This is a genomic window from Pseudomonas sp. TH32 (assembly GCF_016650855.1).
In the GTDB taxonomy this organism is placed as follows: Bacteria; Pseudomonadota; Gammaproteobacteria; order Pseudomonadales; family Pseudomonadaceae; genus Aquipseudomonas.
The window spans coordinates 5,992,748-6,015,958 of sequence record NZ_JAEKFA010000002.1 but is presented as its reverse complement, the minus strand read 5'-3'; the positions used below and the strand labels follow the sequence as shown (position 1 = coordinate 6,015,958).

The following is a 23,211-nucleotide window of genomic DNA, read 5'->3' as shown; positions in this document are numbered from 1 at the left end:
GACAAGCCAGCGCCGAGCCGCTGATCGACAATCTGTAATTCTTTACAACCAATTTGTAATCAGTCGTGAACAATTCTTTACCAAAGTTTGCTAGAACCCCACGGCACCGGGATAATGCGCCCCACTCGGCCATTGCTCCCCGTCCCCGAATCCGGGGCCAAAGGCCGCACAAGGAAGCCCGCAGGGGCGGGATAACTTCTCAGTGATCAATTTCAACATTGCCCAATGGCGCGCCTGGGCCCCCGGGCTCGAAAGCGCGGACGACTGGCGCGCCTGGTGCCGGCAGCCGACGTTGCTTGCCAGCAGCGACGCGGCCCCCGATGTGTCGTTCCTGCCGGCCATGCAGCGCCGGCGCCTGAGCCGCCTGGCGCGCATGGCCTTCAGTGTGGGCTGGCCACTGGCCGAAGGCCCGCAACCGCTGCCCTTGGTGTTTGTTTCCCGTCACGGCGAAACCCCGCGCACCCTCGATATTCTCAGCGACCTGGCCAACGACGAGCCCCTGTCGCCGACCCAGTTCAGCCTGTCGGTGCATAACGCGGTGATTGGCCTGTGGTCGATCCTGCGCAATGAAACCAGCGAAATGACCGCCCTCGCCGCCGCCGGTGATGGCCTGGAGCACGGCATGCTCGAAGCCGCCGCCCTGCTCAATGAAGGCGCACCGGCTGTGTTGCTGATCATTACCGAGGAGCAGCCGCCAGAAACCTACGCCCGCTGGATCGACGACGTGCCCTTCCCCTATGCCCTCGGCCTGTTGCTGACGCCGGGCGACGAGTGGCAGCTGGAACTGAATACGGCCGCTGTCCAACCCACCACCAAAGCCCAGTGGCCCCACGCCCTGAACCTGCTGCGCACCCTGCTGAACGAACAGGGCGCCTGCCAACATGCCTGGAAGAACCGAGTATGGAACTGGCAACGCAAGCCCTGACCGAAAAGCCTCGGCAGGCCTATTACTGGCGCCTGTTCGCCACCGCTGCCGCCTTCGCCCTGTTTGGCATCGGCGGCCTGTGCCTGCGCGTGCTGGTGTTTCCGCTGCTCAGTTGCCTGCCGGGAGACGCCAAACGGCATCAGCGGCGCGCCCGCCACACCATCAGCTGCCTGTTCTGGCTGTTTATCCGCATGATGACGCGCCTGGGCATTCTGACCTACAGCGTCGAAGGCGCCGAAAAGCTCGGCCGTCCCGGCCAGATGATCATCGCCAACCACCCGTCGCTGGTGGACGTGGTGTTCCTGATCGCCCTGATGCGCCAGACCAACTGCGTGGTCAAGCAGAGCCTGTGGCAAAACCCGTTCACCCGCGGGCCGGTGCGCGACGCCGGCTACATCAGCAACGACGGCAGCGCCGACATGCTCGACGCTGCCGCCGACGCCCTGCGGGACGGCCAGACCCTGATCATTTTCCCCGAGGGCACCCGCACTTCGCCGGGCCAGGCACCGACCTTTCATCGCGGCGCTGCCGCCATTGCCTTGCGAGGTGCGAGCATCATTACTCCGGTGGTGATCAAGGTCAGCCCCACCACCCTGACCAAGGCAGAACCCTGGTATCGCATCCCCAATCGCCGTTTTCACTTCAGTTTGCGCGTGGGTGCCGATATAGAACCACAGGCGTTTGCCGCACAAGGGCCCGCGCCCCAGGCTTCACGCAAGCTTAACGATTACCTGCACCAGTATTTTATTAAGGAGCTCGCCGAAGATGAGCGACCAACACCGCCTTGAGCACGACATAAAAACGCTGATCATCGAGGCCCTGGGCCTGGAAGACATCAGCGAGAGCGACATCGGCAACGAGCAAACCCTGTTCGGCGAAGGCCTTGGCCTGGATTCAGTCGACGCCCTGGAATTGGGCCTGGCGATCCAGAAAAAGTACGGCATCAAGATCGATGCCGACGCCAAGGACACCCGCAATCACTTCACCAACGTGGCCAGCCTCGCGGCGTTCGTCACGGCCCGACAGGCAGCTTGAGACCGTACCATGCAAACTCGTGACGATATTTTCAACACCTTGCGCGACGCCCTGGTGGAACTGTTTGAACTGGAACCTGAACGCGTCACCCTCGACGCCAACCTGTACCAGGACCTGGAAATCGACAGCATTGACGCAGTGGACCTGATCGACCACATCAAGCGCCAGACCGGCAAGAAAATCGCCGCCGAAGAGTTCAAGGCCGTGCGCACCGTGAACGACGTGGTCGAGGCGGTCTACCGTCTGGTTCAACCGGCCGCATGAGCCGGCTGATCGGCCTTGGCCTGTTGCTGGCGGGGCTGCTGTACCCTTTTGCGGTGTATTACGGCACGGAGCATTTTGCCCCGTGGCAGTTTGGCCTGCTGTTGGGCAGCCTGTGGCTGTTGCGTGCCCTGACCGGCGCCAGGCGCCCGGGCAGCCGCTGGATGGCGGCGGCGATCATCGTCTTTTGCCTGCTACTCGCCTGGTTCGACAACCCGCAAATGCTGCGTTGGTACCCGAGCCTGGTCAGTGCGTTCATGCTGGCGCTGTTCGGCCTGAGCCTGAAATACGGGCCGCCGATGGTCGAACGCCTGGCACGCATGACCGAGCCGCAACTGCCCGAGAAAGCGGTGGTGTATACCCGCCAGGTCACCGTGGTGTGGAGTGCGTTTTTTCTGTGTAACGGCCTGCTCGCCGCCGCCCTCACCCTGTGGGCGCCGCTGAGCTGGTGGACGTTGTACAACGGCATGATCGCCTACGGGTTGATGGGGCTGTTGTTTGCCGTGGAATGGCTGGTACGACAAAGGGTTCGAGGCCGCGTATGAATTGGTTGAATCTTGAGCACTTGTTGCTTGAGCCTGTAGGTCAGCGTTGGGTCACCACCGAACCTGCCCTGGATCACCCACAGTTATGGGAGAAATCCCTGAGCCTGGCCGCCGGGTTGCAAGCCCGGGGCATCCAGCGCCTGGCGGTGCACCTGGAAGATGCCGGCTTGCTGGCGATCGCCCTGCTGGGTGCATGGCGGGCCGGGGTGAACGTGTTGTTGCCCGCCGACCTGCAACCTCAAACGCGCCAACGCTGGGACGACGCCGTCGACGCCTGGCTGACCGAGGCCAGCGAGCTGGAAGCGCTCTATCAAGCGCCATTGAGCGCCGCGGCCCTGGACCTGGACGCCTGCTGCCTGAGCCTGTGCACCTCCGGTTCCAGTGGCGAGCCCAAGCGCATCGACAAAACCCTGCGCCAGATGGCCAATGAGGTCCGGGCGCTGGAAACCCTGTGGGGCGCCGACCTCGGTGAGGCCTGCATCATCGGCAGCGTCGCCACCCAGCATATCTATGGTTTGCTGTTCCGGGTGCTGTGGCCGCTGTGTGCCGGGCGTACGTTTGTGCGTCAGCAACTGGCGTTCCCCGAAGATTTACAGCGCGCCAGCCGCGAACACCCGCAGTTCGCCTGGGTCGCCAGCCCGGCGCTGCTCAAACGCATGGGCGACAACCTCGACTGGCCGGCCCTCACACCGGTCAAGCGAGTGTTTTCCTCCGGCGGCGCGCTGCCTTTCGACGCCGCCCGCAGCCTGCATCAGCGCCTGCAACAGTGGCCCACAGAAATCCTCGGCAGCTCGGAAACCGGAGGCATCGCCTGGCGCCAGGGCGACCAACCCTGGCAGCCGTTTGCCGAGGTGCAACTGACCCAGGATGCCGACGGTGCCTTGCGCATTGCCTCGCCGTACCTGCCCGCGGGGCATATCGAGCACACCGCCGACGCCGCGAACATCCACGCCGACGGCCGCTTCGAATTGCTGGGCCGCCTGGACCGCATCGTCAAGCTGGAAGAGAAACGCATCTCCCTGCCGATGCTCGAACAAGCGCTGACGGACCATGCCTGGGTCGCCGAAACCCGCCTTGGCGTGGTGCAGGAGAACCGCGCGTCCCTCGGTGCCCTCGTGGTGCTCAGCGCTGAAGGCTTGCATGCCCTGCGCAATCAGGGTCGGCGCGCCGTCACCCAAACCCTGCGCCAGCACCTGAGCCAACACTGCGAAGCCCTGGCCCTGCCCCGCCGCTGGCGCCTGTTGCGCCAGTTGCCGTTGAACAGCCAAGGCAAGTTGCCCCAGGCTGACGTCGAAGCCCTGCTGCTGGCGCCCCGCCCGAAAGCGCCGGAAGTGCTGGAACAAACCGAAGTCAACGGTGAATGGACCCTGCAACTGGCGATCCCGCCGGACCTCGCCTACTTCAGCGGCCACTTCCCGCAAACCCCAGTGCTGCCGGGTGTGGTACAGGTGGATTGGGCCCTGAACCTGGGCCAGCAACTGCTCAACCTGCCGGGGCAATTCGCCGGGATGGAAGTGCTCAAGTTCCAGCAACTGGTGCGCCCGGACGACCGGATCGAACTGCACCTGCGGTTCGATCAGGAGCGCGGCAAGCTGTACTTCGCCTACCGCAATGAGACGGCGGCCTGCTCCAGTGGGCGTATCGTGCTGGAGAGGGTCAGTGATTAAGCTTTTGTGGCGAGGGAGCTTGCTCCCGCTGGAGTGCGCAGCACTCCCAACCCAGGCACTGCGGTTTATCTGGCAGGTCTCGGCCGCCTGTATTGGGGCCGCTTCGCAGCCCAGCGGGAGCAAGCTCCCTCGCCACACCAAGTGCTTGTGCCAATGGGGTACCTGTTATGCATAACCCCTGCGCCCTGATCCCGGTCTACAACCACGAGGCCGCCGTGCCCGCCGTGGCCCGCACCGTGCTGGACAGCGGCCTGCCGTGCCTGCTGGTAGACGACGGCAGCAGCGCCACCTGCGCCGCCGTGCTGGCGCAACTAGCAAGCCTCGACAACGTCTTCCTGCTGACCCTGCCCACCAACCAGGGCAAGGGCGCCGCCGTGATGGCCGGCTTTCGCGAAGCCGCGCGCCTGGGCTTCACCCATGCCCTGCAAGTGGACGCCGATGGCCAACACGACCTGCGGGAAGTCGGCACCTTCCTCGACGCCTCGCGCACCCACCCGAATGCGGTGATCTGCGGCTACCCGGAATACGACGACAGCGTGCCCAAGGGCCGCCTTTACGCGCGCTACCTGACCCACGTGTGGGTGTGGATCAACACATTGTCGCTGCAAATCCGCGACTCAATGTGCGGCTTTCGCGTGTATCCCTTGCCACCGGTATTGGCGCTGATGGACTCGGCCAACATCGGCAAACGCATGGATTTCGACTCCGACATTCTGGTGCGCCTGGCATGGCGCAACCAGCCGATGCGCTGGCTGCCGACCAAGGTGCACTACCCCGCCGACGGTCTGTCGCACTTTCGCCTGTTCCACGACAACGCCCTGATTTCCTCGATGCACACCCGGCTGTTCTTCGGCATGTTGGTACGCGCCCCGATGATCCTCTGGCACCGGTGGAAAGCATGACCCAGGACACTAAACACTGGGCCGACCGCGAAGAACGCGGCAGTTTCTGGCTGATGAAATTCACCGCCTTCGCCGCCAAAGTCCTCGGGCGCCGGCTGTTGAGCCCGCTGCTGTACGGCATCGTTTTCTACTTCTTCCTGTTCGGCCGCACCGCGCGCCAAAGCGCCTGGCAGTACCAGCAGCGGCTGGCCGACTGGAGCCAGCGCGACGACCTGCGCCCCACCCACAGACGGGTCTTCGGGCAGTTCATGGCCTTCGCCGATGCGTTGCTGGACAAGCTCGACGTGTGGAACGGCAAGCTGCGCCTGGACCAGATCGAAATCATCGACTCGGCCCAACTGCGCGGCCAACTGCGCAGCGAGCGCGGCCAGATGCTGGTGGGCGCCCACCTGGGCAATCTTGAAGTGTGCCGCGCCCTCGCCGAACTGGGCGAAAAGGTCACCATGAACGTGCTGGTGCACACCAAGCACGCCGAACGCTTCAACCGGATCCTGGGCGAAGCCGGGGCGACCCATTTGCGCCTGATCCAGGTCAGCGAACTCGACCCTGCGGTAATGATGATGCTCAGCCAGCGCTTGGACGACGGCGAGTGGCTGGCGATTGCCGGCGACCGCGTGCCGCTGCATGGCGGGCGCACGGTGCGGGTGGATTTCCTCGGCCATGACGCCGCCTTTCCCCAGGGCCCGTGGCTGCTGGCCGGCCTGCTGAAATGCCCGGTCAACCTGCTGATGTGCTTGAAGCATCAAGGCCGTTACCGCCTGATCATCGAGCCGTTCGCCCGCCTGATCGAATGGAAACGCAGCGACCGCCAGCAGGTGATCGCCCAATGGACCGCCCGCTACGCCGAGCGCCTGGGCCAGTTCTGCCTGGAAGCGCCCCAACAATGGTTCAACTTTTACCCTTTCTGGAAGACCGATGACGACGCATCTTGAGCCGGTAACCTTCGGCGAACTCCCCCTGCGCATCGAAGACGTGCTGGCCCTGGCCAACCGTCAGGCGCCGACTCAACTGCAAGCCGATGCCGCGTATCGCCAGCGTATCGCCAAGGGCGCGCAGTTCCTCGATTCGTTGCTGGACAAGGAAGGCGTGATCTACGGTGTGACCACCGGCTACGGCGACTCATGCGTGGTGGCGGTGCCGTTGCAGCACGTCGAAGCGCTGCCCCGCCACCTTTACACCTTCCACGGCTGCGGCCTGGGCAAGTTGCTGGACGCGCAAGCCACACGCGCCGTGCTGGCCGCGCGGTTGCAGTCGCTGTGCCACGGCGTGTCCGGGGTACGCGTGGAGTTGCTGGAACGCCTGCACGCGTTCCTCGAATTCGATGTGCTGCCGCTGATTCCGGAAGAAGGCTCGGTGGGCGCCAGCGGTGATTTGACGCCGCTGTCCTACGTGGCTGCGACCTTGTCCGGCGAGCGCGAGGTGATGTTCCGTGGCGAACGTCGCCAGGCCGCCGACGTGCACCGCGAGCTGGGCTGGGACCCGCTGGTGCTGCGCCCGAAAGAAGCCCTGGCCTTGATGAACGGCACCGCGGTGATGACCGGCCTCGCCTGCCTGGCTTTCGCCCGCGCCGACTACCTGCTGCAACTGGCCACGCGCATCACCGCGCTGAACGTAGTGGCGCTGCAAGGCAACCCGGAGCATTTCGACGAGCGCCTGTTTGCCGCCAAGCCGCACCCGGGGCAGATGCAAGTTGCCGCCTGGCTGCGTAAGGACCTGGCGATTGACGCACCCACCGCGCCGCTGCATCGCCTGCAAGATCGTTACTCGCTGCGCTGCGCGCCCCACGTGTTGGGCGTGCTGGCAGACAGCCTGAACTGGCTGCGCTCGTTCATCGAGATCGAACTCAACAGCGCCAACGACAACCCGATCATCGACGCCGAAGAAGAACGCGTGCTGCACGGCGGCCACTTCTACGGCGGCCATATCGCGTTTGCCATGGACAGCCTCAAGACCCTGGTGGCCAACGTCGCCGACCTGCTGGACCGCCAGCTCGCCCTGCTGGTGGACGTGCGTTACAACCACGGCCTGCCGAGCAATCTGTCGGGCGCGCCAGCCGAGCGGGCGATGATCAACCACGGCTTCAAGGCCGTGCAGATCGGCACCAGCGCCTGGACCGCCGAGGCGCTGAAAAACACGATGCCGGCCAGCGTGTTCTCGCGCTCCACCGAGTGCCACAACCAGGACAAGGTGAGCATGGGCACCATCGCCGCCCGCGACGCCATTCGCGTGCTGGAGCTGACCGAACAAGTCGCCGCCGCCACCTTGCTGGCCGCCAACCAGGGCGTTTGGCTGCGGGCCCAGGCTGAAGACGCCCGCCCGCTGCCGCCGGCGCTGGCCGCCATGCACGAAGAATTGGCCAAGGACTTCCCGCCGGTCATCGAAGACCGCGCCCTGGAAGGCGAACTGCGCCTGTGCCTGAAACGCATCGCCGAGCAACACTGGAGGCTGCATGCGTAGCCAGGGCGTGTTGCACTGCGACACTGAAATCCTCGTGCCGTTTTTCGACATCGACACCATGAACGTGGTGTGGCACGGGCACTACGTGAAGTACCTGGAAGTCGCCCGTTGCGCCTTGCTGGACAAGCTCGGCCACAACTACACCACGATGCTGGAGTCGGGCTACGCCTGGCCGGTGATCGATATGCAGCTGCGGTATGTGCGCGGCGCCACCTTCGGCCAGACCATCACTGTGCGTGCCAGCCTGGTGGAGTGGGAGAACCGCTTGAAGGTCAATTACCTGATCAGCGACAAGGCCACCGGCGAGCGTCTGACCCGCGCCAGCACCGTGCAAGTGGCGGTGGAGATTGCCAGCCGCGAGATGCAACTGGCGTCGCCGAAGATGTTTGTCGAAGCGGTCGAGAGGGCGTTGGCATGAAAGCGTTAATCGTTCTGGCGGGCTGGCTGCTGAGCCTCAGCGCCCATGCCTTCGACCTGCAACAGCTCAGCGACCAGTTGGCAAAGCCGTCGGTGATCCACGGCAACTTCATCCAGGAAAAACACCTGCGCGCCCTGCCGCAGCCACTGACCAGCAAGGGCACCTTCGTGCTGGCCAAGTATCACGGCCTGTTGTGGCTGCTGAAAACCCCGCTGCAACAGGACTACCGCATCAGCGCCAACGGCATCGCCCGGCGTGACGCCAATGGCTGGCAACTGCTGCCGAACAAGAGCGCCGGTGCCGAGCAGAACCGTTTGTTCCTCGCGGTGTTGCAGGGCGACAGTAGCGGCTTGCAACGTGACTTCGAGCTGCAACTGCAAGGCGACGCCCAGCAGTGGAAACTCACGCTGATCCCACGCTCGCTCCTGCTCAAGCAGGTGTTCACCCGGATCAATATCGACGGCGGCGAGCTGGTGCAAAAAATCGAGCTGCTGGAAACCCAAGGCGACAGCACCGTACTGCGCATGCAGGACAGCACCAGCAGCCAACCCTTGAGCGACGCGGAGCAACACGACTTTGCCGAGTGAACGCTGGTTGCCGCGCCTGTTCCTGATCCTGCTGGTGGCCGTGTTGGCCCTGGCGGGTTGGCAATGGCGCCATGGCGCGCCGCTGTCGGCGAACCTGATGGAGTTGGTGCCCGGCACCGCGCCGGACGCCTTGGAGCTGCGCGCCGAACAACGCATGCAGGAACCGCTGAACCGCGAAATGCTGGTGCTGGTGGGGCATGCCGACCGGCAAAAAGCCGTGGCCCTGGCCCAGCAATTGGGCGAGCGCTGGCAAGCCAGCGGCCTGTTTGAAAAGGTCCAGTGGAACCTGCAAGCCGACCTCCCGGCCCTGCGTCAGCAGTTGCTGCAAGGCCGGCTGGTAATGCTCTCGGCCAAAGACCGCGAGCAGTTGATCGACGAGCCCCAGGCGTTTATCCAGCAACGCGTTCAGGCGCTGTTCGACCCGTTCACCGGTTTCAGCCTGGTGCCAAGCCAGGACGACTGGCTGGGCCTCACCGGGCGCATCCAGAACAGCCAGCCGCAGCACGGTTCGGTGCAACTGGATATTGGCAGCGGCGCGTTGATCGCCGATGCCGACGGCAAAAGCTGGGTGCTGCTGCGGGCGCGCACCACCGGCAATGCCTTCGACATGAAACTGCCGCTGCAAGTGGCCGAATTACTCAAGGCCAGCCGCGAGCAGGCCGACCAGCAAGGCGCGCAATTGCTCGCGGCCAGCGGCCTGTTGTATGCGGCCACCGGTCAGCAGCAGGCGACACGGGAAATCACCTGGGTTGGCGGCGGCGCGACAGTCGGGATTCTGTTGCTGTTGCTGCTGGCTTTCCGGCGCTGGCGGGTGTTGCTGGCGTTTGTGCCGGTGCTGGCGGGCATGTTGTTTGGTGCGGTGGCGTGTGTGGCGCTGTTCGGGCATATGCATGTCATCACGCTGGTGCTGGGCTCAAGCCTGATCGGCGTGGCGGTGGATTACCCGCTGCATTACCTGTCCAAGAGCTGGAGCATGAGCCCGTGGCGCAGCTGGCCGGCGTTGCGCCTGACCTTGCCGGGCCTGAGCCTGAGCCTGGCCACCAGTTGCATCGGTTACCTGGCGCTGGCCTGGACACCGTTCCCGGCGCTGACGCAAATCGCGGTGTTCTCGGCAGCGGGCCTGGTGGGCGCTTACCTGTCGGCCGTGTGCCTGCTGCCGGCCCTGCTCAAGGGCGTCGACCTGCGCCCGGCCCAATGGCCGCTGCGCATTGCCGAGTTCCTGCTGAGCGTGCGCGAGTCGCTGCTCAAGCGCCTGCCCAGCCCGGTGTTGCTGGTACTGGTGCTGGTGTTTTGCGCCGGCGGCCTGTGGCACCTGAACAGCAAAAACGATATCCGCCAATGGATCGGTGCCCCGCCGCAGCTGCTGCAGGAAGCCCAGGCCGTTGCACGCATTACCGGGTTCCAACCCACCAGCCAGTTCTTCCTGGTGCGGGCAGACAATCAGCCGCAGCTGCTGGAACGTCAGGCCGCCCTGAGCCAGCGTCTGGATCAGTTGGTGAACATGGACAAGCTCCAGGGTTACCTGGCACTCAACCAGTTGGTCAGCGCGCCGGCCGAGCAACAGCAACTGCGTGACGCCCTGAACACGTTGCCGCAGTACTGGCAGCCATTGCTCGACCTTGGCGTGCCTGCCAGCGCGTTGCAAGTCGAGCTGGCCCAGTTGCAAGCCCTGCCCACCGAAGACATCGACGCCGCCTTGGTTGGCCCGTTGGCTGAGCCGTGGCGCACGCTGTGGCTGGGCAACGTCGACGGCGGCGTGGCGGCCATGGTGAGCCTGCAAGGCTTGAACAACCCGGCCCTGCTGCGGGTGCAGGCCCTGGATTTGCCTGGCGTGCAGTTGGTGGACCGCCTGGGCGACTTGAACCAGGTGTTTGCCGCCACGCAGATCAGCGCGGCCGAATTGAAGTTGATGTCGTGCGTGTTGATCGTGCTGTTGCTGATCCTGCCGTTCGGCTTCGGCGGTGCCCTGCGTATCGTCGCCCTGCCGCTGCTGGCGGCGCTGTGCAGCCTGGCCAGCCTCGGTTGGCTGGGGCAGCCACTGACGTTGTTCAGCCTGTTTGGCCTGCTGCTGGTGACCGCCATCAGCGTCGACTACGCGATCCTGATGCGTGAACAAATTGGCGGCGCCGCCGTGAGCCTGTTGGGCACACTGTTGGCCGCCGTGACTACTTGGCTATCGTTCGGCCTGCTGGCTATTTCCAGCACACCGGCGGTGAGTAATTTTGGGCTGTCGGTGAGCCTGGGGCTGGCGTTCAGCTTCATGCTGGCGCCGTGGGCCGCCCCGTCCGGGACAAGGAAGAAAAGATGAGCAGCCAGTATTTAAGTAAGAACTACGTTGAGGAAACCAAATTCGGCTTCTGGTTCCTGCGCAGCCACACCTGGCAGCACCATGTGCTGCGTGTGGCAATCAATGACCTGCGCAGCCTGTTCAGCGATCCGCTGCCGGTGGCGCCGGTGCTGCTGGACGCCGGCTGCGGCCAGGGCAAATCGTTCCAGTACCTGCAGCAGGTGTTCGCCCCCGAACGCCTGATCGGCCTGGACGCAGACCCGCTCAGTCTCGATCTGAGCCGCGCGGAAGCCGCGCGCCAGGGCTTGTCCATCGAGTTGATCGGCAGCGACTGCGCGACCCTCGATGTGCCCGACGCCAGTGTCGATGTGCTGTTCTGTCACCAGACTTTCCATCACCTGGTGGAACAACATCGCGCCCTGAAAGAGTTCTACCGGGTGCTCAAGCCGGGCGGCTATTTGCTGTTCGCCGAGTCCACCGAAGCCTACATCGACACCTGGGTGATTCGCTGGCTGTTCCGTCACCCGATGCATGTGCAAAAAAGCGCAGAAGAGTACCTTGAGATGCTCCGCGAGCAGGGCTTCGAGTTCGGCCCGCAGAACGTCTCATACCCCTACCTGTGGTGGAGCCGCGCCACCGATTTCGGCCTGCTTGAGCGCTGGGGCCTGCGCCAGCCGCCGCCGGCCGGCCAGCGCGAAGAAACCCTGGTCAACGTGGTCGCCCGCAAACCTTTAGCGAGCCCTGAAACATGATCCGAATGCTGTTGATCGGCTGCCTGTTGCTGCTGAGTGCGTGCGCCAGCCAGCCACCGCTGCCGTCGAAAAGCCCGGTGCTGAGCCTGCCGCTGCAACTGCACGTGCAGCGTGAACAGGACGGCCAGCGCCAGGACTGGTTGCTGGTGATGCAGCGCGAAGGCGGCGGGATCCGCTGGTCGATGATGGACCCGCTGGGCATTCCCCAGGCCCGTCAGAAGTTGATCAACGGCGCCTGGCAGGCTGACGGCTTGCTGCCGCCCAATCCACAGGCGCGGGAGCTGTTCGCCGCGCTGTTGTTCGCCCTGACCTCGGCGGATGAAGTCTCCGCGTTGTACCCCGGCACCCAGGAAATGGACCTGACGCGTACCCTGCCGTCCCACTGGAAGATCACCTATCACTCCTCCCTGGTGTTTCGCGTGGACGTGATCGGGCAACACCTGACCTACCGCGTCTCGCCCCTTGAGGCCGCCCGATGACCGCCTACCTCAATGCCCTTGGCATGATTTGCGCCCTGGGCCGTGACAAGCGCGAAGTCAGCCGCGGCCTGTTTGCCGGCGACTGCTCCGGCATGCGCGCCGAAAGCGGCTGGGTGCCGGAGCGTGTGTTGCCGGTGGCCGGCGTACACGGTGAGCTGGCGGCAATCCCGCCCGGGCTGGAGTCCCATCGCAGCCGCAACAACCAGCTGTTGCTGGAAGCGGCGTTGCAGATTGACGGCGAGATCCGCCATGCAATCCAGACGTTCGGTGCATCGCGTATCGGCATCGTGCTCGGCACCAGCACCTCGGGCATCGATGAGGCCAGCCGCGGTATCGCCCACTACCTGCGGGAGAAGCAGTTCCCCGGCGACTACGACTACCAGCAACAGGAGCTCGGCGCCCCGGCCAATTTCCTCGCCGAATGGCTGCAACTGAGAGGCCCGGCCTATGTGATTTCTACTGCCTGCACCTCCAGCGCCCGGGCGCTGATGAGTGCCCAGCGCCTGTTGGATCTGGGCGTGTGCGATGCGGTGATCTGCGGTGGCGTCGACACGCTGTGCAAGCTGACCCTCAATGGTTTCTCGTCGCTGGAAGCGGTGTCGGCACAGCGCTGCAACCCGTTCTCGGCGAACCGTAACGGGATCAATATCGGCGAAGCGGCGGTGCTGTTCCTGATGAGCAAGACCCCGGCGCCGGTCGCGCTGTTGGGCAGTGGCGCCAGTTGCGACGCCCACCATATTTCCGCCCCCGAACCCACCGGCAAGGGCGCGCTGCAGGCGATGCGCAAAGCCCTGGCCAGCGCAAAACTGGCGCCCGGGCAGATCGGCTACCTGAACCTGCACGGCACCGCCACGCAGCATAACGACGCCATGGAAGCCCTGGCGGTCGCGGCCCTGTTCCCGGACGGCGTGGCCTGTTCGTCGACCAAGCCCATGAGCGGCCACACCCTGGGCGCCGCCGGCGCGCTGGAAGCGGCATTCTGCTGGCTGAGCCTGGCGCAAGGGGTGGTGCCGCCGCATGTCTGGGATGGCCAGGCAGACCCCGAGTTGCCCGTACTGAAGTGGGCGTCGCCCGGCGACACCCTGGAAAAACGCTGCCTGATGAGCAACTCGTTTGCCTTCGGCGGCAACAACGTCAGCCTGATTATCGGAGACGCCCCATGATCAATTGGCCGCTCGCCGACCTGCTGCCCCACGCCGGTGACATGATCCTGATCGATCAGATCCTGAGCTTTGATGAAGAACAGATCCGCACCCGCCTGACGGTCAGGCCCGGCGGTCTTTTCAACCGTGCCGACGGCAGCCTGCCCGCGTGGGTCGGCGTTGAGTTGATGGCGCAAAGCGTCGCCGCCTACGCCGGTTGCCGTGCGCGCCAGAAAGGCGAGGCCGTGGAATTGGGTTTCCTGCTGGGCACGCGCAAATTCGAGTGCAACGTCGAGCACTTTCCCGCCGGCACCGAGCTGACCATCCACGGCCTGCGCTCCCTGGAAGACGACAACGGCATGGGTGTGTTCGAATGCCACCTCACCGGTGACGGTATCCGGGCGAGTGCACGCTTGAACGTATTTCGACCGCCCCAGGCGGCCAACTATTTAGATGAATCGAAGGACACCACGCCATGACTGAATCCGTATTGGTGACCGGCTCCAGCCGTGGCATCGGCCGCGCTATCGCTTTGCGCCTGGCCCAGGCCGGGCACGACATCGTGCTGCATTGCCGCAGCGGGCGTGCCGAGGCGGATGCAGTGCAGGTCGAAATCGAAGCCTTGGGACGCAAGGCCCGGGTGTTGCAATTCGACGTGGCGGACCGCGCCAGTTGCAAAGAGATCCTTGAAGCCGACGTGGAAGCCCATGGCGCGTATTACGGCGTGGTCCTCAACGCCGGGCTGACCCGCGATGGCGCGTTCCCGGCGCTCTCGGAAGACGACTGGGACGTGGTGATGCGCACCAACCTCGACGGGTTCTACAACGTGCTGCACCCGGTAATGATGCCGATGATTCGTCGTCGCGCGGCGGGCCGCATCGTGTGCATCACCTCGGTGTCCGGTCTCATCGGCAACCGTGGCCAGGTCAACTACAGTGCGTCCAAGGCCGGCTTGATCGGCGCCGCCAAGGCCCTGGCCATCGAGCTGGGCAAGCGCAAGATCACCGTCAACTGCGTGGCCCCCGGGCTGATCGACACGGCGATGCTGGATGAAAATGTGCCGGTGGAAGAGCTGATGAAAATGATCCCGGCCCAACGCATGGGCACTCCGGAAGAAGTGGCCGGGGCGGTGAATTTCCTGATGTCGGCGGAAGCCGGCTACATCACCCGCCAGGTACTGGCCGTGAATGGAGGCCTGTGCTGATGAAACGCGTGGTGGTCACCGGCATGGCCGGCATTACGTCCCTGGGCAGCGATTGGGCAACCATCGCCGCCAACTTCCGCGCCAACCGCAGTGGTATTCGGCGCATGGACGAGTGGGATCGCTTCACCGAGCTGAACACGCGATTGGCCGGGCCGATCGATGATTTCGTGGTGCCCGCCCACTGGACCCGCAAGCAACTGCGCAGCATGGGCCGGGTTTCCCGCCTGGCGGTATGGGCGGCGGAACAGGCGCTGAAAGACGCGGGTTTGCTGGGCGACGAGTCGATCAAGGACGGACGCATGGGCGTGGCCTGCGGCTCGTCCACCGGCAGCACCGACGAGATCAAGGCCTTCGGCAACATGCTGCTGAACTCGGTGGCCGAGGGCCTGAACGCCAACTCTTACGTGCGGATGATGCCCCACACCACGGCGGCGAATATCAGCATCTTCTTTGGCCTCACCGGCCGGCTGATCCCGACGTCCAGCGCGTGCACCAGTGGCAGCCAGGGCATCGGCTACGCCTATGAAGCCATCAAGTTTGGCCGCTTGCCACTGATGCTGGCGGGTGGCGCGGAAGAGCTGTGCCCCACTGAAGCCATGGTCTTCGATGCCTTGTACGCCACCAGCCTGAAAAACGATGCACCGCAAACCAGCCCGCGCCCCTACGACAGTGGGCGCGACGGCCTGGTGATTGGCGAAGGCGGCGGCATCCTGGTGCTCGAAGAGCTGGAACATGCATTGGCCCGTGGTGCGCATATCCACGCCGAAATCGTCGGCTTCGGCAGCAACGCCGACGGCCAGCACACCACGCGTCCGGAACAGGCCACCATGCGCCGTGCCATGGAACTGGCCCTGGAAGATGCCGGGCTGCAGCCCGACGCCATCGGCTACGTGAACGGCCATGGCACCGCCACCGACCAGGGCGACATCGCCGAAACCCTGGCCACCAGCAGCCTGTTCGGCAGCCGCATGCCCATCAGTTCGCAGAAGAGTTTCCTCGGGCATACCCTGGGCGCGTGCGGTGCGCTGGAGTCGTGGTTCAGCATCGAGATGATGAACCGCGACCAGTACGTGCACACCTTCAACCTCGACGACATCGACCCGCGCTGCGGCGAACTGGACTACCTGCAAGGTGAGTTCCGCGAGCTGCACAGCGACTACGTGATGAACAACAATTTTGCCTTTGGCGGCGTCAACACCTCGCTGATTTTCCGCCGCTGGGCGTAAGTTTTTTTACTGACTGGAGAAATGGAATGTCTTCCCTGCTACGCGCAACACTGGTCGCTTTGGCCCTGCTCACCACCGCTGGCTGCACCAACAAACCGGTGCTCAACACCCAGCACGACTTGCCGGCGAACCCGCAGATCAACGAAGAAAAAATGAAGCAGACCATCGTGGCTGCCCTGAACAAGCGCGAATGGGTGGTGCAGCGCCTGAGCCCGCAACTGGTCCAGGCCGAGATCAACGTGCGCAACCAGTTCCACGCTGAAATCGACATCCGCTACACCGCGACCAGCTACGCCATCACCTACCGCGACAGCCGCGACCTGGGCTACAAGGACGGCAAGATTCATCGCAACTACAACCGCTGGGTGAGCATGCTGGACAAGGACATCCTGGCGGCGCTGCGCACCAATGGGGTGAGTGACACCGGGTCGGCAGCGCAGTTGTTCCAGCAGACCGGGACTTCGAAGCAGAACTGATGTATTTGCGCCCATGTGGCAGGCGCTTGTCCTGTGGCGAGGGGGCTTGTCCCCCGTTGGGCTGCACAGCAGCCCTAATAACTGATTGAGGTTGCTTCGCAGCCTAACGGGGGACAAGCCCCCTCGCCACAAGTAACTCGACAAACGCTTTCGCCATCGGCGTCTGCTGGCCCTTGCGCTGCACCAGCCACACCGCCGTCACCGCTTCCTGGTCCAGCAAGGTGCGGTAAACCACGCCATCAATGCGGATCCGCTGATACGACGCCGGCAGCACCGAGACCCCCAACCCCGCCGCCACCAGACCAATGATCGTCATCGCCTCCCCGGCCTCCTGGGCGAAGTGCGGGCTGAACCCTGCATCACGCGCCAGGTTCAGCAACTGGGCATACAGGCCGCTGCCGTAAGTCCGCGGGAAAAACACAAACGGCTCTTCAGCCAATTGCGCCAGGTGCAAACCGCGCTCGCTGCCTTCCACCAACGGATGCCCAGCGTTCAGCACGGCCACCAAGGGTTCGCGCATCAGTTCCACGACGCTCAGGGAATCAGGCAACGGCAACGGCCGCATCAACCCCACCTGTATCGACTCATCCACCAGCGACTCGGCCACTTCCGTACTGCTCATCTCCTGCAGATTCAAATGCACCGCCGGGAATGCCTGGCGAAACGCGAAGATCGCCTGCGGGATGCTGGAGTTGAACGGCGCAGAAGACGTGAAGCCAATCTTCAGCTCACCCAGTTCTCCCAGCTGCGCCCGACGCGCCACGTCCGCGGCTTTATCCACCTGCGCCAGCACCAGACGCGCCTCTTGCAGGAACAACCGGCCCGCCTCGCTCAGCTCGACCCGACGATTGGTACGCTCAAACAACCGCGCACCAATCTCCTGCTCCAGCGCCTGGATCTGCTGGCTCAGGGGCGGCTGGGAGATCCCCAGCACCTGCGCGGCGCGGCCAAAATGCAGCTCTTCAGCCACGGCGATGAAGTAACGCAGGTGGCGCAATTCCATGAAAACCTCATTAGGTCGCAAAAGCTCTTAAACAGGTCGAACAATATATTGGAAAGAATCATTAGGGAGCTATATTCTTTTTTGCATTGCCAGCCCTGGCAGTCTTTCCTCCCCGAGGTCCCGCGTGAAATCTGCTGTCGCTCCGCTCGCTCAAGAAGTACCGCCCACCGCCCTCGATGACGTGGTGGCACAGCTCAACGAGCAGTTCATCGAAAAAGGCACCCCTATGTTCATGCGCACGGTGCTGGCGCTGTTTTCCGGCGGTTTCGCCACCTTCGCCCTGCTCTACTGCGTGCAGCCGATGATGCCGGCGCTGTCCCACGAATTTTCCATCAATGCCGCGCAAAGCAGCCTGATTCTCTCGGTCGCCACCGGCATGCTCGCCATTGGCCTGCTGATCACCGGGCCGATTTCCGACACCCTGGGACGAAAGCCGGTGATGGTTGCCGCGCTGTTCTGCGCCGCGCTGTGCACCATCGCCAGCGGCCTGATGCCGAGCTGGGAAGGCATCCTGCTGATGCGCGCACTGGTGGGCCTGTCCCTCAGCGGCCTGGCAGCGGTGGCCATGACCTACCTGAGCGAAGAAATTCACCCACAACACATCGGCCTGGCCATGGGCCTGTACATCGGCGGTAACGCCATTGGCGGGATGAGCGGGCGCTTGATCATCGGCGTGCTGATCGACTTCGTCAGCTGGCACACCGCGATGCTGATCATCGGCGCCCTGGCGCTGATCGCGGCCACGGTGTTCTGGAAAATCCTCCCCGAATCGCGCAACTTCCGCGCCAGCACCCTGCACCCGCGCAGCCTGATCGACGGCTTCACCATGCACTTCAAGGATGCCGGCCTGCCGTGGCTGTTCCTCGAAGCCTTCGTGCTGATGGGCGCCTTTGTGACGATGTTCAACTACATCGGCTACCGCTTGCTGGCTGCCCCGTACGATTTGAGCCAGGCGGTGGTAGGCCTGCTGTCTCTGGTGTACCTCTCGGGTATCTACAGCTCGGCGAAAATCGGCTCCCTGGCCGACCGCCTCGGCCGCCGTCGTGTGCTGTGGGGGACGATCGTGCTGATGCTGGGCGGCATCGCCCTGACCCTGTTCACCCCGCTGTGGCTGGTGGTTCCGGGCATGTTGATCTTCACCTTCGGCTTCTTCGGCGCCCACTCGGTGGCCAGCAGCTGGATCGGCCGCCGCGCACTGAAAGCCAAGGGGCAGGCATCGTCGCTGTACCTGTTCAGTTATTACGTCGGGTCGAGTATTGCGGGAACAGCGGGCGGATTTTTCTGGCACTACGGCGGGTGGAACGGGATTGGCGGGTTTATCGTCGCGCTGTTGATCGTCGCGCTGCTGGTGGCGTTGAAGCTGGCGAAGTTGCCGCCGTTGCAGGAAGCCAAGGCTTAGTTAAACCGTGCCCCATAAAAAAGCCGCGTCACTGCGGCTTTTTCACGACAGGCTTTCGCTTCATGCCCGGCGTTACTGAGTCATGAAGTGCCATGGCACGCCCTGCATCCCATTCCGCCTGCATTGCCGAAAACAGCTCCGCATCGATGCGTGCTTGATGCGTGGCCAACGCCTGCGACATCGCCTGCGCGACGCGCTCAATGATTAACGCCGGTTTGTCCACCACACAGTGCTTACGCCCGAATTCAATCAGTTGCTGACGATCAGGATAAGCCTTCACCTTGTTCATCTTGATTGCCAATGTCCGATCAACCAGTGAGCGGCCAGACTTAGGGTTGTAGTTCTCATACACCGTCGTTGTGGTGACATCGAACACCGGTGCCAGCTTCACCGTTTCACGGGCCTCTGGATGGGTGTAAGTCACCCCGAAATTTTTCAGGTGAGCATCACCATTACGCACCATGACCGACAGGCAGACGGAAGAGAAAAACCGTTCAAGCTCGCGCAACGGGTCCCCATGTCGACAGACCTCATTGATCACCGCCGCAAGGGTTTCGTAACTTTGGGAGTACTTGTAATTGTCATGCGGGTCTTTGTTGAGGCTCAGCAGAACGGCCATGTCTTCGAAGCCCAACCTGCCGCTCGGGGTCAGGTCAAAACGCTCCATGACAAATAGATCACCCCTTTCGGAAAGCCAGAAAGGAGGCGTCTCCAGACCTGCCATCCGGGCCGCCTCGAGGCAAAGGAACTCATTCTGTGCCAAGTGGGCATACTCGTCAGCACCGGACTTTACGATAAGGTCGGAGCTGAGCATGGTTTTGCGGCTGCCGGTCAGCTTGTCCAGATCCGGGACCAGCACCTTAGGCTGCACGCCCGAAATTCCTGACTCGAAATAGGTATCCACCAGAAACTCGAAAACACCTCGGGAGGTATCTGCCGAGAGAATTTCATGGAGTCCCACCTGTGCACGAACAGCCACTGATACCTCAGCGGGATTCTGGTAGGTGAGGCGCCCAATCTGATTGCCACCGATGACCGATAACAGGCGCATTTCATCCACCTGCATATGCTTGGCCATCCGCCGTTTGATCTGATCGGCCAGAAACCCTTCCGGCACGTTCATATCGAAAATCGGATGCAGCACGTTACTGACCGAGGGCGTCGGGTCATAGGGCATGACCAATGACACTTCCCGCGCGGCCTCGGCAGAGTCGTAAGAAAACGCGAACTGCGAACCTTTCGACAATTCGCCGGAATGCCCTTGCGGGGTCGTCACATTGAGCAACTTGACCCTACTCATCAAGCTCTACCAGGTCGGCAAGGGATTTGAGGTCGATGCGTTTATCCACCACTTCCAAAGCCATTCCCAATGCCGCGATAACCCGGAATACCGAATACATCGCTACATTTTCGCCCGCCTCAAGGCCAATGATGGTCTTGCGATTGCACTTGGCCTTGGTCGCAAGCTGTTCTTGGCTATAGTCCTTGGCGCGACGCAACTGGCGTATTCTTTCGCCTAGAGCGGTTGGATTCGCGATGAGCATAATGTTACCTATAACGGACATTTTTAACTGATACGTCGATTATGTCCTTCATTACGGACATTTCAACCACCATACGACTGCCGGTGCTCTCGCAAAAAATATCACCCACAAAAAAGCCCGGCACATGCCGGGCTTTTTCATTGCCGCATTATCACTCGTGATACTGCGCCGACAATTCATGCACCGCCCGCAGGAACGCGCCTGCGTGCTCCGGATCGACTTCCGGGGTGATGCCGTGGCCAAGGTTGAACACGTGACCGCTGCCTTTGCCGTAGCTGGCGAGGATACGCCCGACTTCAGCGCGGATGGCTTCCGGCTTGGCGTACAGCACGGTCGGGTCCATGTTGCCTTGCAGCGCCACTTTGTTGCCTACACGGCGACGGGCTTCGCCGAGGTCGCAGGTCCAGTCCAGGCCCAGCGCGTCGGCGCCGGCGTCGGCAATGCTTTCCAGCCACAGGCCACCGCCCTTGGTGAACATGATGACCGGCACTTTGCGGCCTTCGTGCTCACGGATCAGGCCGCTGACGATTTTGCGCATGTAGGCCAGGGAGAACTCCTGGTACGCCGCCGCCGACAGGTTACCGCCCCAGGTGTCGAAGATCTGCACCGCCTGGGCGCCGGCCATGATCTGGCCGTTGAGGTAGGAAGTGACCGACTGCGCCAGCTTGTCCAGCAGCAGGTGCATGGCTTGCGGGTTGTCGTAGAGCATGGCCTTGGTCTTGCGGAAGTCTTTCGACGAGCCGCCTTCGACCATGTAGGTGGCCAGCGTCCAAGGGCTGCCGGAGAAGCCGATCAGCGGCACGCGGCCGTTCAGCTCGCGGCGGATGGTGCTGACGGCGTCCATCACGTAGCCCAGGTCCTTGTGCGGATCAGGGATCGGCAGGGCTTCGATGTCGGCCAGGGTGCTGACGACTTTCTTGAAACGCGGGCCTTCGCCGGTTTCGAAGTACAGGCCTTGGCCCATGGCGTCGGGGATGGTCAGGATATCGGAGAAGAGGATGGCCGCATCCAGCTGTGGATAGCGGTCCAGCGGTTGCATCGTGACTTCGCAGGCGAACTCCGGGTTCATGCACAGGCTCATGAAGTCGCCGGCGTGGGCGCGACTGGCGCGGTATTCCGGCAGGTAGCGACCGGCCTGGCGCATCATCCACACAGGGGTGACGTCCACGGGTTGCTTGAGCAGGGCACGAAGGAAACGGTCGTTCTTGAGGGCAGTCATGTCGGCATCCGCAAAAAAAGTGCGGGCATTTTCTCAGAGCGCGACGCAAAAGGCACGGAGTGAGCCGTGCCTTTTGTCTATCGGGTCAATTTGTCGCAATGACTGGCATCACAAACCCCACTATGGAATGGGGTTTGTGTGGGAGCTGGCTTGCCTGCGATGGCGGTGGTGAATTCAACATCGTTATCGCAAGCAAGCCAGCTCTCACATTTTGATCCCATTTCAACTCGAGATCAGGATCAGACCTGCAGGTAATCCAGGATCCCTTCGGCGGCATTGCGCCCTTCGAAGATCGCGGTTACCACCAGGTCAGAACCGCGAACCATGTCGCCACCGGCGAAGATTTTCGGGTTGCTGGTCTGGTGTTTGTACTGGCCTTGTTCCGGGGCGACGACGCGGCCCTGGCTGTCGGTCTGGATCTCGAACTGCTCGAACCACGGCGCCGGGCTTGGGCGGAAACCGAAGGCGATGACCACGGCGTCAGCCGGGATGATCTCTTCGGAACCCGGGATCGGCTCAGGGCTGCGACGGCCACGGGCGTCCGGTTCGCCGAGACGGGTCTCGACCACTTTCACGCCTTCGACACGGTCCTCGCCGACAATGGCGATCGGCTGGCGGTTGTAGAGGAATTTCACGCCTTCTTCCTTGGCGTTCTTCACCTCTTTGCGCGAGCCCGGCATGTTGGCTTCGTCACGACGGTACGCACAGGTCACCGACTTGGCGCCCTGGCGAATCGACGTACGGTTGCAGTCCATCGCGGTGTCACCACCGCCCAACACCACGACCTTCTTGCCTTTCATGTCGACGAAATCTTCCGGCGACTTTTCAAAGCCCAGGTTGCGGTTGACGTTGGCGATCAGGAAATCCAGGGCGTCGTACACGCCCGGCAGGTCCTCACCGGCAAAGCCGCCCTTCATGTAGGTGTAGGTGCCCATGCCCATGAACACGGCATCGTATTCTTCGAGCAGTTGCTCCATGGTCACGTCTTTGCCGATTTCGGTATTGAGGCGGAACTCGATACCCATGCCGGTGAAGACTTCGCGACGATGGCTCAGTACGGTTTTTTCCAGCTTGAACTCGGGGATGCCGAAGGTCAGCAGGCCACCGATTTCCGGGTTCTTGTCGAACACCACCGGGGTCACGCCGCCACGCACCAGCACGTCAGCACAGCCCAAGCCCGCCGGGCCTGCGCCGATGATCGCCACGCGCTTGCCGGTCGGCTTGACCTTGGACATGTCCGGACGCCAGCCCATGGCGAACGCGGTGTCGGTGATGTACTTCTCCACCGAACCGATGGTCACCGCGCCGAAGCCGTCGTTGAGGGTGCACGCACCCTCGCACAGACGATCCTGCGGGCACACCCGGCCGCAGACTTCCGGCAGGGTGTTGGTCTGGTGCGACAGCTCGGCGGCGGCGAGGATGTTGCCCTCGGCCACCAATTTCAACCAGTTGGGAATGAAGTTGTGCACCGGGCACTTCCATTCGCAATACGGGTTACCGCACCCCAGGCAGCGGTGGGCCTGGTCGGCCGAGTGCTGGGGTTTGAAGGGCTCGTAGATTTCCACGAACTCTTTCTTGCGTTGACGCAACAGTTTCTTCTTCGGATCTTTGCGCCCGACATCGATGAACTGGAAGTCGTTATTCAGACGTTCAGCCATGTTAAAACCTCATCAAACTCTTCAG

General features: G+C 63.0%; 25 protein-coding genes. 20 read left to right on the top strand and 5 right to left on the bottom strand.

Going from position 1 to position 23,211, the window contains the following annotated elements:
* The first annotated feature begins 202 nt into the window (after positions 1-202).
* The 19 genes from JFV30_RS31245 (at position 203) to JFV30_RS31155 (ending at position 16,363) form a co-directional block, all read left to right on the top strand.
* A complete protein-coding gene (locus JFV30_RS31245; RefSeq protein WP_201125980.1) occupies positions 203-925 on the top strand; it encodes a beta-ketoacyl synthase chain length factor in 723 nt (240 codons plus the stop codon).
* On the top strand, positions 901-1,713 hold the full coding sequence (locus JFV30_RS31240) for a lysophospholipid acyltransferase family protein (RefSeq protein WP_201125979.1): 813 nt from the start codon (positions 901-903) through the stop codon (positions 1,711-1,713). The genes JFV30_RS31245 and JFV30_RS31240 overlap by 25 nt, the downstream gene beginning before the upstream one ends.
* Positions 1,691-1,960: a phosphopantetheine-binding protein gene (locus JFV30_RS31235; protein WP_008439197.1), complete on the top strand. Its 270-nt coding sequence runs from the start codon at positions 1,691-1,693 to the stop codon at positions 1,958-1,960. The genes JFV30_RS31240 and JFV30_RS31235 overlap by 23 nt, the downstream gene beginning before the upstream one ends.
* 9 nt (positions 1,961-1,969) lie before the next feature.
* Complete coding sequence (locus JFV30_RS31230) at positions 1,970-2,224, top strand: acyl carrier protein (RefSeq protein ID WP_003209389.1); 255 nt, start codon at positions 1,970-1,972, stop codon at positions 2,222-2,224.
* A complete protein-coding gene (locus tag JFV30_RS31225) occupies positions 2,221-2,766 on the top strand; it encodes a COG4648 family protein (protein WP_010169241.1) in 546 nt (181 codons plus the stop codon). Before JFV30_RS31230 ends, JFV30_RS31225 begins: the two co-directional genes overlap by 4 nt.
* Positions 2,763-4,433: an acyl-CoA synthetase family protein gene (locus JFV30_RS31220; RefSeq protein ID WP_201125978.1), complete on the top strand. Its 1,671-nt coding sequence runs from the start codon at positions 2,763-2,765 to the stop codon at positions 4,431-4,433. The genes JFV30_RS31225 and JFV30_RS31220 overlap by 4 nt, the downstream gene beginning before the upstream one ends.
* A 167-nt stretch (positions 4,434-4,600) precedes the next feature.
* Positions 4,601-5,335, top strand: a complete 735-nt coding sequence (locus JFV30_RS31215; protein WP_201125977.1) for a glycosyltransferase family 2 protein — start codon at positions 4,601-4,603, stop codon at positions 5,333-5,335.
* Positions 5,332-6,267 (top strand): LpxL/LpxP family acyltransferase, encoded by a 936-nt coding sequence (locus tag JFV30_RS31210; RefSeq protein WP_010169238.1) that lies wholly within the window; start codon positions 5,332-5,334, stop codon positions 6,265-6,267. Before JFV30_RS31215 ends, JFV30_RS31210 begins: the two co-directional genes overlap by 4 nt.
* Positions 6,251-7,792 carry an HAL/PAL/TAL family ammonia-lyase gene (locus tag JFV30_RS31205; protein WP_169386547.1) on the top strand — a complete coding sequence of 514 codons (1,542 nt, stop codon included), beginning with the start codon at positions 6,251-6,253 and terminating at the stop codon, positions 7,790-7,792. Before JFV30_RS31210 ends, JFV30_RS31205 begins: the two co-directional genes overlap by 17 nt.
* Complete coding sequence (locus tag JFV30_RS31200) at positions 7,785-8,210, top strand: acyl-CoA thioesterase (protein WP_201125976.1); 426 nt, start codon at positions 7,785-7,787, stop codon at positions 8,208-8,210. The genes JFV30_RS31205 and JFV30_RS31200 overlap by 8 nt, the downstream gene beginning before the upstream one ends.
* Positions 8,207-8,797 carry a LolA family protein gene (locus tag JFV30_RS31195; protein WP_201125975.1) on the top strand — a complete coding sequence of 197 codons (591 nt, stop codon included), beginning with the start codon at positions 8,207-8,209 and terminating at the stop codon, positions 8,795-8,797. The genes JFV30_RS31200 and JFV30_RS31195 overlap by 4 nt, the downstream gene beginning before the upstream one ends.
* A complete protein-coding gene (locus tag JFV30_RS31190) occupies positions 8,787-11,105 on the top strand; it encodes an MMPL family transporter (RefSeq protein WP_201125974.1) in 2,319 nt (772 codons plus the stop codon). Before JFV30_RS31195 ends, JFV30_RS31190 begins: the two co-directional genes overlap by 11 nt.
* Positions 11,102-11,836, top strand: coding sequence for a class I SAM-dependent methyltransferase (locus tag JFV30_RS31185; RefSeq protein WP_201125973.1), 735 nt, complete (start codon positions 11,102-11,104; stop codon positions 11,834-11,836). Before JFV30_RS31190 ends, JFV30_RS31185 begins: the two co-directional genes overlap by 4 nt.
* A complete protein-coding gene (locus JFV30_RS31180; protein WP_201125972.1) occupies positions 11,833-12,315 on the top strand; it encodes a hypothetical protein in 483 nt (160 codons plus the stop codon). The genes JFV30_RS31185 and JFV30_RS31180 overlap by 4 nt, the downstream gene beginning before the upstream one ends.
* Entirely contained in the window at positions 12,312-13,478 is a 1,167-nt protein-coding gene (locus JFV30_RS31175) for a beta-ketoacyl-[acyl-carrier-protein] synthase family protein (RefSeq protein ID WP_201125971.1), read from the top strand. Before JFV30_RS31180 ends, JFV30_RS31175 begins: the two co-directional genes overlap by 4 nt.
* Positions 13,475-13,936: a hotdog family protein gene (locus JFV30_RS31170; RefSeq protein WP_201125970.1), complete on the top strand. Its 462-nt coding sequence runs from the start codon at positions 13,475-13,477 to the stop codon at positions 13,934-13,936. Before JFV30_RS31175 ends, JFV30_RS31170 begins: the two co-directional genes overlap by 4 nt.
* Complete coding sequence (fabG, locus tag JFV30_RS31165) at positions 13,933-14,661, top strand: 3-oxoacyl-ACP reductase FabG (RefSeq protein ID WP_076015466.1); 729 nt, start codon at positions 13,933-13,935, stop codon at positions 14,659-14,661. The genes JFV30_RS31170 and fabG overlap by 4 nt, the downstream gene beginning before the upstream one ends.
* Positions 14,661-15,887: a beta-ketoacyl-ACP synthase gene (locus tag JFV30_RS31160; protein ID WP_010169219.1), complete on the top strand. Its 1,227-nt coding sequence runs from the start codon at positions 14,661-14,663 to the stop codon at positions 15,885-15,887. Before fabG ends, JFV30_RS31160 begins: the two co-directional genes overlap by 1 nt.
* A 26-nt stretch (positions 15,888-15,913) precedes the next feature.
* A complete protein-coding gene (locus tag JFV30_RS31155) occupies positions 15,914-16,363 on the top strand; it encodes a hypothetical protein (protein ID WP_201125969.1) in 450 nt (149 codons plus the stop codon).
* Positions 16,364-16,466: 103 nt separating this feature from the next.
* On the opposite strand, the gene JFV30_RS31150 is transcribed toward JFV30_RS31155, so the two are convergent.
* Positions 16,467-17,366, bottom strand: a complete 900-nt coding sequence (locus JFV30_RS31150; protein ID WP_201125968.1) for a LysR family transcriptional regulator — start codon at positions 17,364-17,366, stop codon at positions 16,467-16,469.
* Positions 17,367-17,547: 181 nt separating this feature from the next.
* Here JFV30_RS31150 and JFV30_RS31145 point away from each other — a divergent pair, with 181 nt between their 5' ends.
* Positions 17,548-18,765 carry an MFS transporter gene (locus JFV30_RS31145; RefSeq protein ID WP_446739884.1) on the top strand — a complete coding sequence of 406 codons (1,218 nt, stop codon included), beginning with the start codon at positions 17,548-17,550 and terminating at the stop codon, positions 18,763-18,765.
* A gap of 28 nt (positions 18,766-18,793) precedes the next feature.
* On the opposite strand, the gene JFV30_RS31140 is transcribed toward JFV30_RS31145, so the two are convergent.
* The 4 genes from JFV30_RS31140 to JFV30_RS31125 form a co-directional block, all read right to left on the bottom strand.
* The gene (locus JFV30_RS31140) at positions 18,794-20,065 is read right to left on the bottom strand and encodes a type II toxin-antitoxin system HipA family toxin (protein ID WP_201125966.1); all 1,272 of its coding nucleotides are present in this window, start codon (positions 20,063-20,065) and stop codon (positions 18,794-18,796) included.
* Positions 20,058-20,309: a helix-turn-helix transcriptional regulator gene (locus tag JFV30_RS31135; RefSeq protein WP_169386556.1), complete on the bottom strand. Its 252-nt coding sequence runs from the start codon at positions 20,307-20,309 to the stop codon at positions 20,058-20,060. The genes JFV30_RS31140 and JFV30_RS31135 overlap by 8 nt, the downstream gene beginning before the upstream one ends.
* A gap of 151 nt (positions 20,310-20,460) precedes the next feature.
* Entirely contained in the window at positions 20,461-21,528 is a 1,068-nt protein-coding gene (hemE, locus tag JFV30_RS31130) for a uroporphyrinogen decarboxylase (protein ID WP_003209355.1), read from the bottom strand.
* Between the two features lie 239 nt (positions 21,529-21,767).
* Entirely contained in the window at positions 21,768-23,186 is a 1,419-nt protein-coding gene (locus JFV30_RS31125; protein ID WP_003209353.1) for an FAD-dependent oxidoreductase, read from the bottom strand.
* Between the last annotated feature and the right edge of the window lie 25 nt (positions 23,187-23,211).

Bases quoted from the DNA above. Each gene is read 5' to 3' on its own strand.
- JFV30_RS31240 (WP_201125979.1), top strand. From the start codon at position 901: ATGGAACTGGCAACGCAAGCCCTGACCGAAAAGCCTCGGCAGGCCTAT.
- JFV30_RS31235 (WP_008439197.1), top strand. From the start codon at position 1,691: ATGAGCGACCAACACCGCCTTGAGCACGACATAAAAACGCTGATCATC.
- JFV30_RS31230 (WP_003209389.1), top strand. From the start codon at position 1,970: ATGCAAACTCGTGACGATATTTTCAACACCTTGCGCGACGCCCTGGTG.
- JFV30_RS31225 (WP_010169241.1), top strand. From the start codon at position 2,221: ATGAGCCGGCTGATCGGCCTTGGCCTGTTGCTGGCGGGGCTGCTGTAC.
- JFV30_RS31220 (WP_201125978.1), top strand. From the start codon at position 2,763: ATGAATTGGTTGAATCTTGAGCACTTGTTGCTTGAGCCTGTAGGTCAG.
- JFV30_RS31215 (WP_201125977.1), top strand. From the start codon at position 4,601: ATGCATAACCCCTGCGCCCTGATCCCGGTCTACAACCACGAGGCCGCC.
- JFV30_RS31210 (WP_010169238.1), top strand. From the start codon at position 5,332: ATGACCCAGGACACTAAACACTGGGCCGACCGCGAAGAACGCGGCAGT.
- JFV30_RS31205 (WP_169386547.1), top strand. From the start codon at position 6,251: ATGACGACGCATCTTGAGCCGGTAACCTTCGGCGAACTCCCCCTGCGC.
- JFV30_RS31200 (WP_201125976.1), top strand. From the start codon at position 7,785: ATGCGTAGCCAGGGCGTGTTGCACTGCGACACTGAAATCCTCGTGCCG.
- JFV30_RS31195 (WP_201125975.1), top strand. From the start codon at position 8,207: ATGAAAGCGTTAATCGTTCTGGCGGGCTGGCTGCTGAGCCTCAGCGCC.
- JFV30_RS31185 (WP_201125973.1), top strand. From the start codon at position 11,102: ATGAGCAGCCAGTATTTAAGTAAGAACTACGTTGAGGAAACCAAATTC.
- JFV30_RS31180 (WP_201125972.1), top strand. From the start codon at position 11,833: ATGATCCGAATGCTGTTGATCGGCTGCCTGTTGCTGCTGAGTGCGTGC.
- JFV30_RS31175 (WP_201125971.1), top strand. From the start codon at position 12,312: ATGACCGCCTACCTCAATGCCCTTGGCATGATTTGCGCCCTGGGCCGT.
- JFV30_RS31170 (WP_201125970.1), top strand. From the start codon at position 13,475: ATGATCAATTGGCCGCTCGCCGACCTGCTGCCCCACGCCGGTGACATG.
- fabG (WP_076015466.1), top strand. From the start codon at position 13,933: ATGACTGAATCCGTATTGGTGACCGGCTCCAGCCGTGGCATCGGCCGC.
- JFV30_RS31160 (WP_010169219.1), top strand. From the start codon at position 14,661: ATGAAACGCGTGGTGGTCACCGGCATGGCCGGCATTACGTCCCTGGGC.
- JFV30_RS31155 (WP_201125969.1), top strand. From the start codon at position 15,914: ATGTCTTCCCTGCTACGCGCAACACTGGTCGCTTTGGCCCTGCTCACC.
- JFV30_RS31150 (WP_201125968.1), bottom strand. From the start codon at position 17,366: ATGGAATTGCGCCACCTGCGTTACTTCATCGCCGTGGCTGAAGAGCTG.
- JFV30_RS31140 (WP_201125966.1), bottom strand. From the start codon at position 20,065: ATGAGTAGGGTCAAGTTGCTCAATGTGACGACCCCGCAAGGGCATTCC.
- JFV30_RS31135 (WP_169386556.1), bottom strand. From the start codon at position 20,309: ATGCTCATCGCGAATCCAACCGCTCTAGGCGAAAGAATACGCCAGTTG.
- hemE (WP_003209355.1), bottom strand. From the start codon at position 21,528: ATGACTGCCCTCAAGAACGACCGTTTCCTTCGTGCCCTGCTCAAGCAA.
- JFV30_RS31125 (WP_003209353.1), bottom strand. From the start codon at position 23,186: ATGGCTGAACGTCTGAATAACGACTTCCAGTTCATCGATGTCGGGCGC.